This window comes from Tabrizicola sp. T74 (genome assembly GCF_057219935.1).
In genome coordinates, this window is record NZ_JBXVVT010000004.1 from 78,528 (window position 1) to 92,058 (window position 13,531).

The window sequence follows — 13,531 nt, forward strand, 5'->3', positions numbered from 1 at the left end:
ATCCCCCCGGCAGCCGAAGCCACCGGGAGGGTCTTGATTGGGTCAGCCCAACTTCTTGCTCACCACGTAGTCGGCCAGAACCTGCCAGTAGTGGTCTGCGTCCCTGAAGCCCTGTGCCTGAGCGGCGAGTTCCTCGGCCCTGGAACGAGAAAGACCACCATCATACTGGATGATAGCGGCCCTCTCTTCGAACGCATCGATGTCAGGTACGGGTGTCACGGGTTTCAGTGGCGGCACGGCAGCCCCACCTTCTCTACGATCTCCCGCTTCTGCTCGTCGCTGATCCCGGCAGAGTATATGCCGTAGGTCATACGGTTCTCTGATCGGGCCGACTGGTGGCCGACGATGGACGCCGTAAAGTGTTCCAGCACGCCCGCCCTCTCGCACTCGGTAACGAACCACTTCCGGCTAGAGTGGAACACCACACCCGGCCGGTTGATCCCCGCCTCTTCCCTCAGCACGCTGAAGCGCTTGGTGACCATGTTGACCGAGAGGCCTGGAAATAGCCTCCCAGTGGACGGTAGTGCCGCTAGGAGGGGTGTAAGGCTGGAGTGCAAGGGAACGATACGCTCCGCTGCTTCCGTCTTGAGGGATCGAACCTCGTTGGGTCTGATCCAGGCAAACCACCCTAGATTGCCCTTCCAGATCAGATCCTCCCTGACCAGCCCCACCGCCTCACCAGCCCTCATTCCGGAAAGCAAGCAAAACCGCAGCGCCACCCCGATACGTGGATCGTCGAGACTGAGAAGGCGAAGCACTTCCGCGTCGGTCAGGGCCTCGTAGTGCTGTGGCTTTGCCTTCCCTTCCACTCGGACCGTCTTGAAGGGATTGCTTGCTAGCTGACCCTCGTAGACTGTCCAGTCCAGGAAGTGACCGACCTGACTGACGATCCTCCGCTGCGTCTGCGGGCTGATCCTCTCGCCGTCACTCAGCGCCAGCAGCCGCTCTAGGGGGTAGCCCTTGGTCCTGTAGGACTTCCCCACGTGCTTTCCGAGCTGAGCCACCTTGCGGGTGAAGGCCAGCGCATCCTCTCGTGTGACTGTTCCGATCGGCCTCTTGCCGAAGACTGAGACGAACAGCCCCACCGAGAACCGGACCGACTTGAAGCCACCGTGCTGTAACTCGTTAGATCAGCGGTTCAGGTACTGCTTTGCCAGTTCTGCCACGCTGACCCTGCCCACGATCGTCACCTGAGTGAAGGCCGGAGCAACGATCTTCACAGGCTGCGGCTTCTCTACCACCTGCCCAGACCTGGCCTTGGTGATGATCTCTTCGTACTTGGCGTTGACCTCTGCTGCCCTAGCCTTGGCAATCCGAGCGTCCCCGGTCTTGAGCGACTGCTTGTAGGCCTGACCCAGCAGCGGCTGCAGCTCCTTCGGATAGTTCCTCCGGTAAAGCCACGTCTGCTGCTTGAGATATGCGTACTGGATACGTACAGACATGCGTCCTCCATCTGGGGCCTTCGCCCCACTTCCTGGTTGCTTCCGATTTTTCCGATTAGTTTCTGAGGTCTACTGGGATTCTGAGGTTCCCAGCGCCACCTCTGCGGGGTCTAGGACCCTGATAACCATCGAGAGTTCCGGCTCCCCGTACTCCCCCTGGAGAGGCCCCGTGAGGGCCTGACCTGTGATGCAGTCCTCGTAGACCTCTTCCACGCGGAACAAGTGCTCCGGGATGTCGTCGAAGGCTCTGATCAGCACGACATCACCGGGTTCCATTGAACCACCCAGCCTTCAGCGCTTCCTTGAACAGCGCCATCGCAAGGTCCTGACTGACCTTCTTGGCCACGAGCAGAAGAAGGAAGAGGCCGAACGACCCCCGTGCAGCAATGAAAAGACCCCCGGCTGAGCCGAGGGCCAAGATCGTCTTCATGGTATAAGCTCCTGTATCTACTACCTAATTAGATACCGGAAACTCCTCGATCTTTCTTGGTGCCGTCAGGCACCGCTGTCAAGGAAGGCATCGATAAACTGAAAGATATCGGCGAGTGTAGCGGGGTCGACTGACAAAAGACCGTCGTAGAAGGCCCAGCCGACAGAGTTCCGTATCTTGACTGACGAAGATGCCAAGTATGCCTGAATCCGCCGCTTCGAGAGCTGATCTAGGGCTGCAGTTGCGGCTTGTACCTCACCAAGAAACTTCTCCGTCAAGGAGTTTGTAGGCGGATTCGACAGCCGCCAGGCGAGTTCCTCGAGGTCTCCTGACTGACTAGGTCCGGGTAGTGTAAACACCCCAACGCTAACCGGGCTACCCGGAACCACTGATCCGTTGCCTGCTGCAACTAGTCCTGCCGATCGTAGCGCGCTTTCAATTGCGCGATAGGACGCATCAGGATCCGAGTCGGAGTCAAATATCACTGCGACGGAGCTAACGACACCGTCCAAATATGCTGTAGACTTTGTAAGCAAAGAAAGCGTTTCAGGAAGACGTTGCTTCCCTCCGCAAATGTTTATCCGAACCTTGCGTGGATCTACGGACCTCTTCTTTAGAACTTCGTCGAGGAACATGCCATCGTCTCTACCCTCAACGAAAATCAAGTGGCTAAAGTTATAGTCCTGGGTGCCCTCGCCAAAATACGTACCCTGAAAGTACATTTAGCGTATCTCCACCCCAAACTCAAATGCTGACATCAGATCAGAGAACGCGTAGTTTGTTGACCGCGTGGCTGCACCATATCTACTTAGTCGTATGTATTGAAAGTCTCTCTCTCTTTGCTGCCTCTTGATTCCCTCGACAGCCAGGGTCATGGCCTCTTTGCTATGCGTAACCGCGAATACTTGGACATTCTCCCGGTTAGCAATTGTAGCTATTAATGACCATAGATCAGATATGATTGAGTAATGAAGCGATGACTCGAGCTCATCAAAAAATACTGCTCCACCTGCAGTAGTCATGGCAACAGAGGCGACCTCAAAGAGTACTCGCATCCCGCCACCCAACAGTGGAAGTGGGAGCAATCCTCGTGCTGTAGTCAGGTAAACCTGGGTGATTGTGCCCTCTTGCAACAGCGTCAAGTCCTCAACCGATGGATCAATCAAATGCAAATAGTTGATTAGATCCTTTTTCCTACCACTTTTGATGACCTTGCTGACCCGCTCAGACATTTCTGCAGGAGTAGATTGGACACCGTGCGATACTAGCGTGGCTGTCACCCCGAGCTCTTGCCCCTCAGTCCTAAACGTTGAACTAAACGTGTTGCCTGTCACAAATAGGAACATCTGTCTACGCCCAGTGATGTTGCCTTTGAAATGGGCATCTAGTGTAATTCCTTGAATATTTGGCGCGCTAATCTGGGAGAGCAGACCTGAAGCTTGAATCGAAGCCTCTTTCTCAGCGTTCAGGACAAACTCTCGTCCTGGCTTCCCGTATTCAATGCTTACATCAATTCGTCCGGTTCTACTTTCAACTCTTATAGAGCTTGGCTGCTTCGTGCTTGGAAAGATGCGCTCCAAGTCCGCAGAGGAGTGTGCAGCGCCACGCCATTGAAGCGGTTTGATTACACATAAGGGGTTGTTGAGGTCCAGTGTCAGAAACAATGACTCCAGTAGCGCTGATTTTCCAACCCCGTTGAATCCAGATATGAGATTTATTCTCTTGAATTTTTCGACTGTCAGATCGTTGAACGCTCTGAAGTTTCGTATCTTGATTGACTTAAAAAAGAAGGCAGCGGTCATGGGCTTTTCCATACTTGATCTTGCGAGGATACTGTAGCCCTTGAGCATATCAAGAGGACAGTGAGGTCGTTGATCCCCAAGCGTCGGGCTCCTAGGAGCCCTATGGGAACTGGACGTAGGACAGGCACTCAGGGGTCTCCGGGTGCCATGCGAGACACGCCCCACCCGTTGCCCCACCTCGCCAGGCTCCCTGCAGAGACCCTTTGGAGACCTCCATCGGTCATCGAATCCTAGCGCCCCAGCCAACCTTTCCCAACCGATGTGACCCCAAGGGCGTCTGGTCGCGGACCAGATTGGCGCAGCCTAGCCTGCGGCACAATGTGCCACGGGCATGAGGGTACTTGTAATTCATAGCTAGAAACCTTTATAGCTATGAAGTGTTAATTGGAGTCCGACTCGCATGTCCCATCCTGCCCTTCCGCTGCTGGTCTTCGCCCTGCTCGCTGGCCCGCTTGCCGCCGAACCCCTTGTCCTCAAGCCGGCCACCGTCACCGAGTGGAAGGCGGTCTACGGGACGGTCGAGGCGCGGGACCGGGTTCCGGCCCGGGCGCGGATCGGCGGGGTGCTGGTCGACCTGACGGTGGCCGAAGGCGACACAGTCACCGCGGGGCAGGAGCTGGCGCGGATCGTCGATGACAAGCTCGACTTTCAGCGCGCCGCGATTGCCGCGCAGCGCGAGGCCCTTACCGCGCAGCTTGCCAATGCCGAAGCCGATCTGCAGCGGGGCGAGGACCTGTTGAAGAACGGGGTCACGACGATCCAGCGCGTCGATGCCTTGCGCACGCAAGCCGACGTGCTGAAGGGCCAGATCGCCGCGCTGGACGCGCAGGCTGATGTCATCGCGCAGCAGGCGAAGGAAGGCGTGGTGCTGGCCCCGGTCGCGGGTCGCGTGCTGGACGTGCCGCTGACCAAGGGAGCGGTGCTGATGCCGGGTGAAGTCATCGCCGTGATCGGCGGCGGCGGGACTTATCTGCGCATCGCGGTGCCGGAACGCCATGCCACGGCGCTGGACGAAGGCGATGTGATCCGGCTTTCGGACGCGACAGGCGACCGCGAAGGAACGCTTGCCCGGGTCTATCCGCTGATCGAAGGCGGCCGGGTCATCGCAGACGTGGAACTCGCCGACCTGCCCGACAGCTTTGTCGGCGCACGGATGCTGGTGCGGCTGCCGGTGGGGGAGCGCCAGGCCTTGCTGCTGCCCGCCGCAGACGTTGTGACGCGGTCGGGCCTGGACTTCGTGGGCCTGCAGGGCGCTGAAACCGTGGGCCTGCGCAGTGTCGTGCTCGGGGAACGCCATGTGATCGACGGCGTCGAGATGGTCGAGGTGCTCAGCGGCCTTGGTGTGGGCGATGTCGTCGTTCCGGCAGCGGAAGTCTCGATTGGGGCAAGCCATGAGTAAGCATCCGCTGGGCATCGCCGGGGGGCTGACGAAGGCCTTCATCAACTCGGCCCTGACGCCGCTGTTCATTCTCGCCGCGCTGGCTGCGGGGGTGGTGGCGCTGGTTTCCCTCCCGCGCGAGGAGGAACCCCAGATCTCGGTTCCTCTGGTCGACATCCATGTCCAGGCCCAGGGCCTGAAGGCCGAGGATGCCGTCAAGCTGGTGACCGAACCCTTGGAGGTCATCGTCAAGGGGATCAATGACGTCGAACACGTCTATTCCTCGACCCGCGACGATGCCGCGATGGTCACCGCGCGGTTCGAGGTCGGCACGCGGTCCGAAGACGCTATCCTGCGGGTGCATGACAAGGTCCGCGCGAACATTGGGGCGATCCCGGTGGGCATCCCTGAACCGCTGATCGTGGGGCGGGGCATCGACGACGTGGCGATCCTGACGCTGACCCTTTCGGCCGATGACCTGACTGCGAACGACCTTACGCGGATCGCGCGCACCCTGCAGACCGAGGTGGCGAAGACCGAGGACGTGGGGCTGACCTACCTTGTCGGTGACGCCCAGGACGCGATCCGGATCGAGCCCGACCCGGACCGGCTGGCGCTCTATGGCGTGACGCTGCAGCAGCTTGCAGGGAAGGTGGCGCAGGCGAACCGGACACTGAACACCGGGAAACTGCGCGACCAGGGCCAGATGGTGGACCTGGTGGCGGGCGAGACGCTGACGGCCCCTGCCGAGGTGGCGCAGTTGCTGCTGACCACGCGGGACGGGCGGCCGGTCTATGTGTCGGACGTGGCGACGGTGGCCTATGTCGAGAACACGAAGGACGCCATCGTCTCTCATCTTGCGAAGGACGGGGTGTCGGGCCCGGCTGTCACGCTGGCGATTGCCAAGCGGGCCGGGGCCAATGCCGTGGTGGTGGCCGAAGAGGTCCTGCACCGGGTGCATTCTCTGGAGTCGAAGCTGATCCCCGAAGGCGTGACGGTGACGATCACCCGCGACTACGGCGAAACCGCGAACGAAAAGGCCAACGAGCTCCTGTTCCATCTGGGACTGGCGACGGTGTCGATCATCGCGCTGGTTTGGCTCGCCATCGGCTGGCGCGAGGCTGGGGTAGTGGCCATCGTGATCCCGGTCACGATCCTCTTGACCCTCTTCGCGGCCTGGGTCATGGGCTTTACGCTGAACCGGGTGAGCCTCTTCGCGCTGATCTTCTCCATCGGCATCCTGGTCGACGACGCCATCGTGGTGATTGAAAACATCGACCGCCACTGGGGCATGGACCGCCGCAAGCCCCGCATCCAGGCGGCCATCGAGGCGGTGGCCGAGGTCGGCAACCCCACTATCGTCGCGACGCTGACCGTGGTGGTGGCGCTGCTGCCCATGCTGTTCGTCAGCGGCCTCATGGGCCCCTACATGTCGCCGATCCCGGCCAATGCCTCGGCTGCCATGGTCTTTTCCTTCTTCGTCGCGGTCATCATCACCCCCTGGCTGATGGTCAAGATCGCGGGCCGGGCGGACATGCGCGAACACGCGGGCGATGACGAATACGGCGGTCATCACGGCGGCTGGCTGGAGCGGTCCTATACGGCGGTGGCAAAGCCCGTCCTGAAGACCAAGGGCCGCAGCCTCGGGTTCCTGCTGGTCACGGCGGTGCTGTCCTTTGGCTCGCTCGCGGCGCTCTATACCCGTGACGTGACGGTCAAGCTTCTGCCCTTCGACAACAAGTCGGAGCTGTCGGTGGTCATCGACCTGCCCGAGGGGTCATCAGTGGAAGCCACCGACCGTGTGGCGCGCGACGTGGCCGATGTGGTGATGGGCCTGCCCGAGGTGACTTCCGTCCAGACCTACGCTGGCACCCCCGCGCCCTTCAATTTCAACGGTCTGGTCCGGCACTACTACCTGCGCTCTGAACCCCAGTTGGGCGAAGTGGCGATCAACCTTGCCGCGAAGACCGACCGCGACCGGGCGAGCCACGACATCGCGCTGGACCTGCGCGAGCGTCTGGCCGCGCTGGCGGTGCCCGAGGGGACGAGCCTCAAGGTCGTCGAACCCCCGCCGGGACCGCCCGTGATCTCGACCCTCCTGGCCGAGGTCTATGGACCCGATGCCGAAACGCGGCGCAAGGCGGCGACCTTGATCCGGCAAGCGTTCGAGGCGGTGCCGTTCATCGTGGACGTCGACGACAGCTTTGGCACCCAGGCCCGCAGGCTGCGGGCGACGATCTCCTCCGACGACCTCGACTTCTACGCAGTGCAGGAGCAGGACGTGTTCGACACGCTGGCCCTCCTGAACGGCGGGCAGACGGTCGGCTATTCGCACCGGGGCGAAGGCCGCCTGCCGATCCCGCTGGTGGTGGGGCGCGACAAGTCGGACCGGGTGCTGGACGAACGTTTCCTGACGACCCCGATCCCCGCCAACGCCCTTCCCGGCGCGCGCGGCGTGGTGGAACTGGGCGACGTGGTCCAGGTCAGCGAAGAGGCCGCCAGCTTCCCGATCTTCCGCCACAACGGCCGCGATGCCGAGATGGTAACGGCGGAACTGGCCGGGGACTTCGAGGCCCCGCTTTACGGGATGCTGGCCGTGGCCGAGCAGATCGAGAAGATGGACTGGCCCGAAGGCACCAAGCCCGAGATCGCGCTGCATGGCCAGCCCGAAGATGAAGGCAAGGTCACGCTCCTCTGGGACGGCGAGTGGGAAGTGACCTTCGTCACCTTCCGCGACATGGGGGCGGCCTTCGGGGTGGCACTGCTGGGCATCTACATCCTGGTCGTGGCGCAGTTCGGGTCGTTCAAGCTGCCCCTGGTGATCCTGACGCCGATCCCGCTGACTTTCCTGGGGATCATGTTCGGCCACTGGTTGTTCGGCGCGCCGTTCTCGGCCACGTCGATGATCGGCTTCATCGCGCTGGCGGGAATCATCGTCCGCAACTCGATCCTCTTGGTGGACTTCATCCGCCATGGCGCGACGGACCGCATCACCGTCGATCTCCTGATCGAGGCGGGCGCGATCCGGTTCAAGCCGATCCTCCTGACCGCCATCGCCGCCATGATCGGCGCCGTGGTGATCCTCGCCGACCCGATCTTCCAGGGTCTCGCGATCTCGCTCTTGTTCGGTCTGCTGACATCTACCCTGCTGACCGTGCTTGTCATCCCGGCGATCTACCGCGTGTTCCGGACCGGGTCGGACACCCTCGCCTGATCAGAAGAGGAGACTGAAATGGCACATGTCGTTGTTCTTGGGGCCGGATTGGGCGGCGCCATCATGGCTTACGAGGTGAAGGACCAGTTGCGGCCCGAGGACAAGGTGACGGTGGTCACCAAGGACCCGAAGTATCACTTCGTCCCCTCGAACCCCTGGATCGCGGTGGGCTGGCGCGACCGCGAGGACATCACGGTGGACCTGGCGCCCACGATGCAGAAGAAGGGGATCGATTTCATCCCGGTGGCGGCCGAGACGTTGGTGCCGGAGGAAAACCGCATCCAGCTGGTCGACGGGAAGTCTGTCACCTACGACTACCTGGTGATCGCGACGGGGCCGGAGCTTGCCTTCGACGAAGTGCCGGGTCTCGGGCCACAGGGCTTTACCCAGTCGATCTGCCACATCGACCATGCCGAAGCGGCAAAGTCGGTGTTCGAGAAGCTGGTGGCAAACCCCGGTCCGGTCGTGATCGGGGCCGCACAGGGGGCAAGCTGCTTCGGCCCGGCCTATGAGTTCCTGTTCATTCTGGAAACCGCGCTGCGCCGGGCCAAGATCCGTGACCGGGTGCCGATGACCTTTGTCACGCCCGAGCCCTATATCGGTCACCTGGGCCTCGACGGGGTGGGGGATACCAAGGGCCTCCTCGAAAGCCAGATGCGCGAGAAGCACATCAAGTGGATGACCAACACCCGTATCAAGCGGGTGGAGGAGGGCCACATGATCGTCGAGGAAGTCGGCGAAGACGGTGTGGCGAAACCTGAAAAGGACCTGCCGTTCGCCTTTTCCATGATGCTGCCCGCCTTCCGGGGGATCAAGCCGGTCTCGGGGATCGAGGGGCTGAGCAATCCGCGCGGCTTCACCATCGTCGACAAGCACCAGCAGAACCCGAAGTACCCCAACATCTTCGCGGTGGGCGTCTGCGTCGCGATCCCGCCGATGGGGCCGACGCTGGTGCCCTGCGGGGTGCCGAAGACTGGGTTCATGATTGAAAGCATGGTCACCGCGACTGCGCACAACATCGGCAACCTCGTCCGCGGGAAACAGCCCGACAGCGTCGGCACCTGGAACGCGGTCTGCCTGGCCGATTTCGGCGACGGGGGGATCGCCTTCGTGGCCCAACCCCAGATCCCGCCGCGCAACGTCAACTGGTCGTCCAGCGGCAAATGGGTCCACCTCGCGAAGGCGGGGTTCGAGAAATACTTCCTCCGCAAGCTGCGGAAGGGGACGTCCGAGCCGTTCTACGAAAGCCTGGCGCTGAAGGTGCTGGGGATCGACAAACTCAAGGAAACCACGAAAGGATAACGATATGTCACTTGATGCTGCAGTCCTGCGTTTTGCCGGGGTCATGGTGCTTCTCAGCGTCGTGCTGACCGCCTATGTTTCGCCCCTGTTCGTCTGGTTCACCGTCTTCATCGGGCTGAACCTTCTGCAATCGTCGTTTACCGGCTTCTGTCCGGCGGCGATGGTGTTCCGGGCGCTGGGCGTGAAGAAGGGTTGCGCCTTCGAATAGGGGTTGGGAATGGCAGAGATCCTGGAAGGCTTTGGCGGGACGGCCGAGCAGGCCGCAAAGGCGGTGTCACTGCTCAAGTCGCTGTCGCATGAGGGGCGCCTGCAGATGCTGTGCTGCCTTGTCGATGGCGACCTGAACGTCACCCAGCTGGCCGAGGCGCTTGGCACCAGCCCGGTCAGCGTCTCGCAGCAGCTGATGCGGCTGCGCGCCGAAGGCATCGTCACCACGCGGCGCGAAGGGAAAAGCGTCTACTATCACCTGGCGAAAAGCGAGGTGGCCGCGATCGTGACCGTCCTCCGCGACACCTTCTGTCGGGCAAGCTAGGCGAGGGCGGACAGTCGCCGTCGGGCGCGGGGTGGCACGCCGGCCGGTCGCAGTCGGCAGGCTGCCCCGTTCGCGCGGGTGATGTCCCCCAGGCCGGCAAATGGGCCGCGATCCGGCGACGCTTGCCCTTGTCCGTGCTGCCTAGCCTTTGTCAGACCCGCAGCGGGTTTGCCTTGGCCAGCCGGTCAAAGCCCATCAGGCTGTCGATCAGGGCGGGCATCTGATCCAGCGGGATCATGTTTGGCCCGTCCGACGGCGCGCGGTCGGGGTCCTCATGCGTCTCGATGAAGACGCCCGCGATGCCCAGCGACACAGCTGCACGGGCCATCACGGGCGCGAATTCGCGCTGTCCGCCCGAGGAATTGCCCTGGCCGCCGGGCTGCTGCACCGAATGGGTCGCGTCCATGACGACCGGCCAGCCGGTCCGCGCCATGATCGGCAGCGACCGCATGTCGGCGACGAGCGTGTTGTAGCCGAAGCTGACCCCGCGCTCGGTCAGAAGGATGCGCTCGTTCCCGGTCGAGGCGACCTTGGCTGCGACATTGGCCATGTCCCAGGGCGCCAGGAACTGGCCCTTCTTCACGTTGACCACAGACCCGGTTTCGCCCGCAGCGAGCAGCAGGTCCGTCTGGCGGCAGAGGAAGGCCGGGATCTGGATCACGTCCACGATCTTCGCCGCCTCACGCGCCTGGCCTGCGTCATGGACATCCGTCAGGACCGGCATCCCCATAGCGCGGACGGCTTCCAGCACCTTCAGCCCCGCCTCCATCCCAAGGCCGCGCTTGCCCGTCAGCGAGGTGCGGTTGGCCTTGTCGTAGCTCGCCTTGAACACGTACTGCGCGCCCGCGGCCCGGCAGGCCTCGGCCATCCGGCCCGCGATCATCTGGGCGTGGTCCAGGCTTTCCAGCTGGCAGGGTCCGGCAATGACCAGAAGCGGCCGGTCATTGCCAACGGTCAGCCCGCCAATCGTGACGTCCTTCATGTACTGCCCTTACGACGAGACCTGTTCCCGCAGGATCGCGGCGGTCATCGAGACCATGAGGTAAATCCCCAGAAGGATCAACATGGTGACCAGCGTGTTCTCGAATGCGCGCGGGTAGGAGGGTTCGTCGGGCGGGATCGGGCTCACCGACAGCGACAGATAGCGGACCTGGCGGTTGGCCTCGACGCGCGAGGTTTCCATCGACTGCAACGCCTGGGCCAGGAGCATCTGGCGGGTCTGCATGTCGGCCTGGGCGATCAACAGCTCGCCCTGGATCTCTGCCAGGCTCGAGGCCTCCCCCGAATCCTCGGTCAGGCGGGCGCGCAACGTGGCAACTTCCGCCTCCAGAGTGGCGATCCGGCGCTTGATCGGCTCCATCCGGGCCTGGTTCGGCTCGGGGTTCGATTCCATCTGGGCCAGTGACAGGCGTTCCTGGGTGATCTGGTTTTCCAGCCCGCTGATCTGGCCCACGACCAGCCCGACTTCGGTTTCGGAGGAGATGATCTTGAACTTCTCCTGCAGCGCGATCAGCTGGCGTTGCGCGGTCATCAGGGCTGCCTGTGCGGCCTCATAACCCTCTTGCGCATCGCGCATCTGATCCTCGCGCAGCCGCTGCGTCAGATGATCGACCTGCTCTTCGGCATAGGTGATCAGCTGGCGCGACCATTCCGCCGCAATCTGCGGATCGGCGGCCATCACGTCCATCCGGATCAGGCCTTCGGTCGTGTCGAACGAGATCTTCAGGTACTTCTTGTAGACCTTGTAGGCAGCCTCCTTCGAAGCATCCGGCGCAAGCCGCTGCAGCGGGTCGATCCGTTCGTCCTGGAAATGCTTGCGGAAGCCCAGGTCATCATCCAGACGCCCCATCGCCTCCCGCGATTGCAGGTAGCCCTGCACGGCAATCGAATCCTGCGAGGTCGCAAAGGCCGTGCCCGAGAAGAGCCCGCCCAGTGAGCCGCCCGACGATTTCGGGCCGGCCTGCTGGATCACGAATTCCGACCGCACCGAATAGATCGGCGTCGCGACAAGATAGAAGTACCAGCCCGCAATGAAGGTCGGCAACAGGACGAAGGCGAACATCCGGGCACAGAGCAGCGCCAGCCGCCGCCGCCGTCGCCGCGCGATGTCCTGCTGCATCCGCAGGATTTCGGCCGCCTGGTTGACCTCGGCCCGCTCTTCGGTCGAGGGCAGCGCGACCGGCTTGGCCCGATTGGGCAACTGCACCGTATCGCCCGGCAGACGGGTCAGCGCGCGGCCGGGCTCGCGCATGGTGACCGGGGCCGCCGGGGCAGGCTCGGGCTCGGGGGTCACGATCCGCAGCATCGAAGCGCGCGAGAACGGGTCGATCCCGGCCTCGCGCAACAGGCGGACGGCGTCGAACTCGGACTTCGGTGAAATCTGGTGCTTTTGCGCGATCAGCAGCGCCCGGCGCAGCTGGCGGCTGGTAAGCCCTTCCGCCGCAATCGCGGCCAGGGCCGCCTCGATCTGTTCGGGCGTCTCGGCCTTGGCAACCGGTCGCTGCCCCGCGGTCTTGGCGGGATCGGCGGCACCATCCGGCGCACCTGCGGTGGCAGCAAGCCTGTCATCGGCAGCGCGCTCAGCTTCGGGGGCAGCGGTTGCACTGTCCTCGGGCGGCTTCGTCGGTGCGGGTCGATCCTCTTCGCGCCGGAAATCGAAATTGCCGAACCCATCCTCGTGATTGTCGAACAGCCCCGCGCCCGTTTCCTCTGGCGGAGCCGGCCGTTCGACCCGGCGGATGTTGTAGCGCGCTGCCTTAGGATTGGTAGTCATAAAGACGTCTCGCTTCTTCAAGGGTCTCGAACTGGTACAATTTGCCGTCCTTCAGCACCGCCGCCGAGCGGCAGAACTTTTCCAGCGTCTTGGGTGAGTGCGAGACAATGACGACCGTGGAATTCTTCAGCCGTTCCTGCAGGATGTTGCCGGCTTTGCGGTTGAATTCGACATCCGCCGTTGCGGGCATGCCTTCATCGATCAGGTAGATGTCAAACTCGATCGACAAGAGCAGCGAGAACGAGAACCGGCCGCGCATGCCCGAGGAAAAGGTCGAGATCGGCATCTCGAAATATTCGCCAAGCCCACAGACCCAGCGGCAGAAACTTTCCACATAGTCGGGATCAAGGCCATAGAGCCGCGCGATGTAACGGCAGTTTTCCTTGGCCGAGTGCTTCGGGTTCACGCCCCCCATGAAGCCAAGCGGGAACGAGACCCGCGAGGTCTTCTTGATGATGCCTTCATCGGGTTTTTCCAGACCTGCCATCATGTTGATGATCGTGGTCTTGCCCGCGCCGTTACCGGCAAGAATGCCAAGCGAATTGCCCAGATCGACACGGAAAGAGGCACGGTCAAGGATGACCTTGCGACGCGTTCCCGTCCAGAACGATTTGGACACATTTCGAAACTCGATCATTCTATGCCTCGGCGCCCGACG

At 62.3% G+C, this 13,531-nt stretch carries 15 protein-coding genes; 5 read left to right on the forward strand and 10 right to left on the reverse strand.

Going from position 1 to position 13,531, the window contains the following annotated elements; genetic code table 11:
* Positions 1-42: 42 nt before the first annotated feature.
* From AC2EAL_RS12430 to AC2EAL_RS12460, 7 genes are all read right to left on the reverse strand, one after another.
* A complete protein-coding gene (locus AC2EAL_RS12430) occupies positions 43-237 on the reverse strand; it encodes a hypothetical protein (RefSeq protein ID WP_484724542.1) in 195 nt (64 codons plus the stop codon).
* Positions 225-1,085, reverse strand: a complete 861-nt coding sequence (locus AC2EAL_RS12435) for a tyrosine-type recombinase/integrase (protein ID WP_484724543.1) — start codon at positions 1,083-1,085, stop codon at positions 225-227. Before AC2EAL_RS12435 ends, AC2EAL_RS12430 begins: the two co-directional genes overlap by 13 nt.
* A gap of 45 nt (positions 1,086-1,130) precedes the next feature.
* Entirely contained in the window at positions 1,131-1,442 is a 312-nt protein-coding gene (locus AC2EAL_RS12440) for a DUF6538 domain-containing protein (protein ID WP_484724544.1), read from the reverse strand.
* Positions 1,443-1,511: 69 nt separating this feature from the next.
* Positions 1,512-1,718, reverse strand: a complete 207-nt coding sequence (locus tag AC2EAL_RS12445; protein ID WP_484724545.1) for a hypothetical protein — start codon at positions 1,716-1,718, stop codon at positions 1,512-1,514.
* Positions 1,705-1,872: a hypothetical protein gene (locus AC2EAL_RS12450; protein ID WP_484724546.1), complete on the reverse strand. Its 168-nt coding sequence runs from the start codon at positions 1,870-1,872 to the stop codon at positions 1,705-1,707. Before AC2EAL_RS12450 ends, AC2EAL_RS12445 begins: the two co-directional genes overlap by 14 nt.
* Before the next feature lie 65 nt (positions 1,873-1,937).
* Complete coding sequence (locus AC2EAL_RS12455) at positions 1,938-2,594, reverse strand: DUF3226 domain-containing protein (protein WP_484724547.1); 657 nt, start codon at positions 2,592-2,594, stop codon at positions 1,938-1,940.
* Positions 2,595-3,674: an AAA family ATPase gene (locus AC2EAL_RS12460; protein WP_484724548.1), complete on the reverse strand. Its 1,080-nt coding sequence runs from the start codon at positions 3,672-3,674 to the stop codon at positions 2,595-2,597.
* A 400-nt stretch (positions 3,675-4,074) separates the two neighbouring features.
* On the opposite strand from AC2EAL_RS12460, the gene AC2EAL_RS12465 reads away from it, so the two are divergent.
* From AC2EAL_RS12465 to AC2EAL_RS12485, 5 genes are read left to right on the forward strand one after another with little or no spacing between them, the layout of a single operon-like run.
* On the forward strand, positions 4,075-5,073 hold the full coding sequence (locus AC2EAL_RS12465) for an efflux RND transporter periplasmic adaptor subunit (RefSeq protein WP_484724549.1): 999 nt from the start codon (positions 4,075-4,077) through the stop codon (positions 5,071-5,073).
* Positions 5,066-8,266: an efflux RND transporter permease subunit gene (locus tag AC2EAL_RS12470; RefSeq protein WP_484724550.1), complete on the forward strand. Its 3,201-nt coding sequence runs from the start codon at positions 5,066-5,068 to the stop codon at positions 8,264-8,266. The genes AC2EAL_RS12465 and AC2EAL_RS12470 overlap by 8 nt, the downstream gene beginning before the upstream one ends.
* 18 nt (positions 8,267-8,284) lie before the next feature.
* Positions 8,285-9,568, forward strand: coding sequence for an NAD(P)/FAD-dependent oxidoreductase (locus tag AC2EAL_RS12475; protein ID WP_484724551.1), 1,284 nt, complete (start codon positions 8,285-8,287; stop codon positions 9,566-9,568).
* A 4-nt stretch (positions 9,569-9,572) separates the two neighbouring features.
* A complete protein-coding gene (locus tag AC2EAL_RS12480) occupies positions 9,573-9,776 on the forward strand; it encodes a YgaP family membrane protein (RefSeq protein WP_484724552.1) in 204 nt (67 codons plus the stop codon).
* Between the two features lie 9 nt (positions 9,777-9,785).
* A complete protein-coding gene (locus AC2EAL_RS12485; RefSeq protein ID WP_484724553.1) occupies positions 9,786-10,100 on the forward strand; it encodes an ArsR/SmtB family transcription factor in 315 nt (104 codons plus the stop codon).
* Positions 10,101-10,251: 151 nt separating this feature from the next.
* On the opposite strand, the gene kdsA is transcribed toward AC2EAL_RS12485, so the two are convergent.
* From kdsA to AC2EAL_RS12500, 3 genes are read right to left on the reverse strand one after another with little or no spacing between them, the layout of a single operon-like run.
* The gene (gene kdsA / locus AC2EAL_RS12490; protein ID WP_484724554.1) at positions 10,252-11,082 is read right to left on the reverse strand and encodes a 3-deoxy-8-phosphooctulonate synthase; all 831 of its coding nucleotides are present in this window, start codon (positions 11,080-11,082) and stop codon (positions 10,252-10,254) included.
* Positions 11,083-11,091: 9 nt separating this feature from the next.
* The gene (locus AC2EAL_RS12495; protein WP_484724555.1) at positions 11,092-12,873 is read right to left on the reverse strand and encodes a KpsE/RkpR family capsule polysaccharide export protein; all 1,782 of its coding nucleotides are present in this window, start codon (positions 12,871-12,873) and stop codon (positions 11,092-11,094) included.
* Positions 12,857-13,510: an ABC transporter ATP-binding protein gene (locus AC2EAL_RS12500; RefSeq protein ID WP_484724556.1), complete on the reverse strand. Its 654-nt coding sequence runs from the start codon at positions 13,508-13,510 to the stop codon at positions 12,857-12,859. The genes AC2EAL_RS12495 and AC2EAL_RS12500 overlap by 17 nt, the downstream gene beginning before the upstream one ends.
* Positions 13,511-13,531: the final 21 nt, after the last annotated feature.

What these genes read in the sequence shown, in the direction of transcription:
- AC2EAL_RS12440 (WP_484724544.1), bottom strand. Translation starts at nt 1,442, where the DNA reads ATGTCTGTACGTATCCAGTACGCATATCTCAAGCAGCAGACGTGGCTT.
- AC2EAL_RS12445 (WP_484724545.1), bottom strand. Translation starts at nt 1,718, where the DNA reads ATGGAACCCGGTGATGTCGTGCTGATCAGAGCCTTCGACGACATCCCG.
- AC2EAL_RS12450 (WP_484724546.1), bottom strand. Translation starts at nt 1,872, where the DNA reads ATGAAGACGATCTTGGCCCTCGGCTCAGCCGGGGGTCTTTTCATTGCT.
- AC2EAL_RS12455 (WP_484724547.1), bottom strand. Translation starts at nt 2,594, where the DNA reads ATGTACTTTCAGGGTACGTATTTTGGCGAGGGCACCCAGGACTATAAC.
- AC2EAL_RS12460 (WP_484724548.1), bottom strand. Translation starts at nt 3,674, where the DNA reads ATGACCGCTGCCTTCTTTTTTAAGTCAATCAAGATACGAAACTTCAGA.
- AC2EAL_RS12465 (WP_484724549.1), top strand. Translation starts at nt 4,075, where the DNA reads ATGTCCCATCCTGCCCTTCCGCTGCTGGTCTTCGCCCTGCTCGCTGGC.
- AC2EAL_RS12470 (WP_484724550.1), top strand. Translation starts at nt 5,066, where the DNA reads ATGAGTAAGCATCCGCTGGGCATCGCCGGGGGGCTGACGAAGGCCTTC.
- AC2EAL_RS12475 (WP_484724551.1), top strand. Translation starts at nt 8,285, where the DNA reads ATGGCACATGTCGTTGTTCTTGGGGCCGGATTGGGCGGCGCCATCATG.
- AC2EAL_RS12480 (WP_484724552.1), top strand. Translation starts at nt 9,573, where the DNA reads ATGTCACTTGATGCTGCAGTCCTGCGTTTTGCCGGGGTCATGGTGCTT.
- AC2EAL_RS12485 (WP_484724553.1), top strand. Translation starts at nt 9,786, where the DNA reads ATGGCAGAGATCCTGGAAGGCTTTGGCGGGACGGCCGAGCAGGCCGCA.
- kdsA (WP_484724554.1), bottom strand. Translation starts at nt 11,082, where the DNA reads ATGAAGGACGTCACGATTGGCGGGCTGACCGTTGGCAATGACCGGCCG.
- AC2EAL_RS12495 (WP_484724555.1), bottom strand. Translation starts at nt 12,873, where the DNA reads ATGACTACCAATCCTAAGGCAGCGCGCTACAACATCCGCCGGGTCGAA.
- AC2EAL_RS12500 (WP_484724556.1), bottom strand. Translation starts at nt 13,510, where the DNA reads ATGATCGAGTTTCGAAATGTGTCCAAATCGTTCTGGACGGGAACGCGT.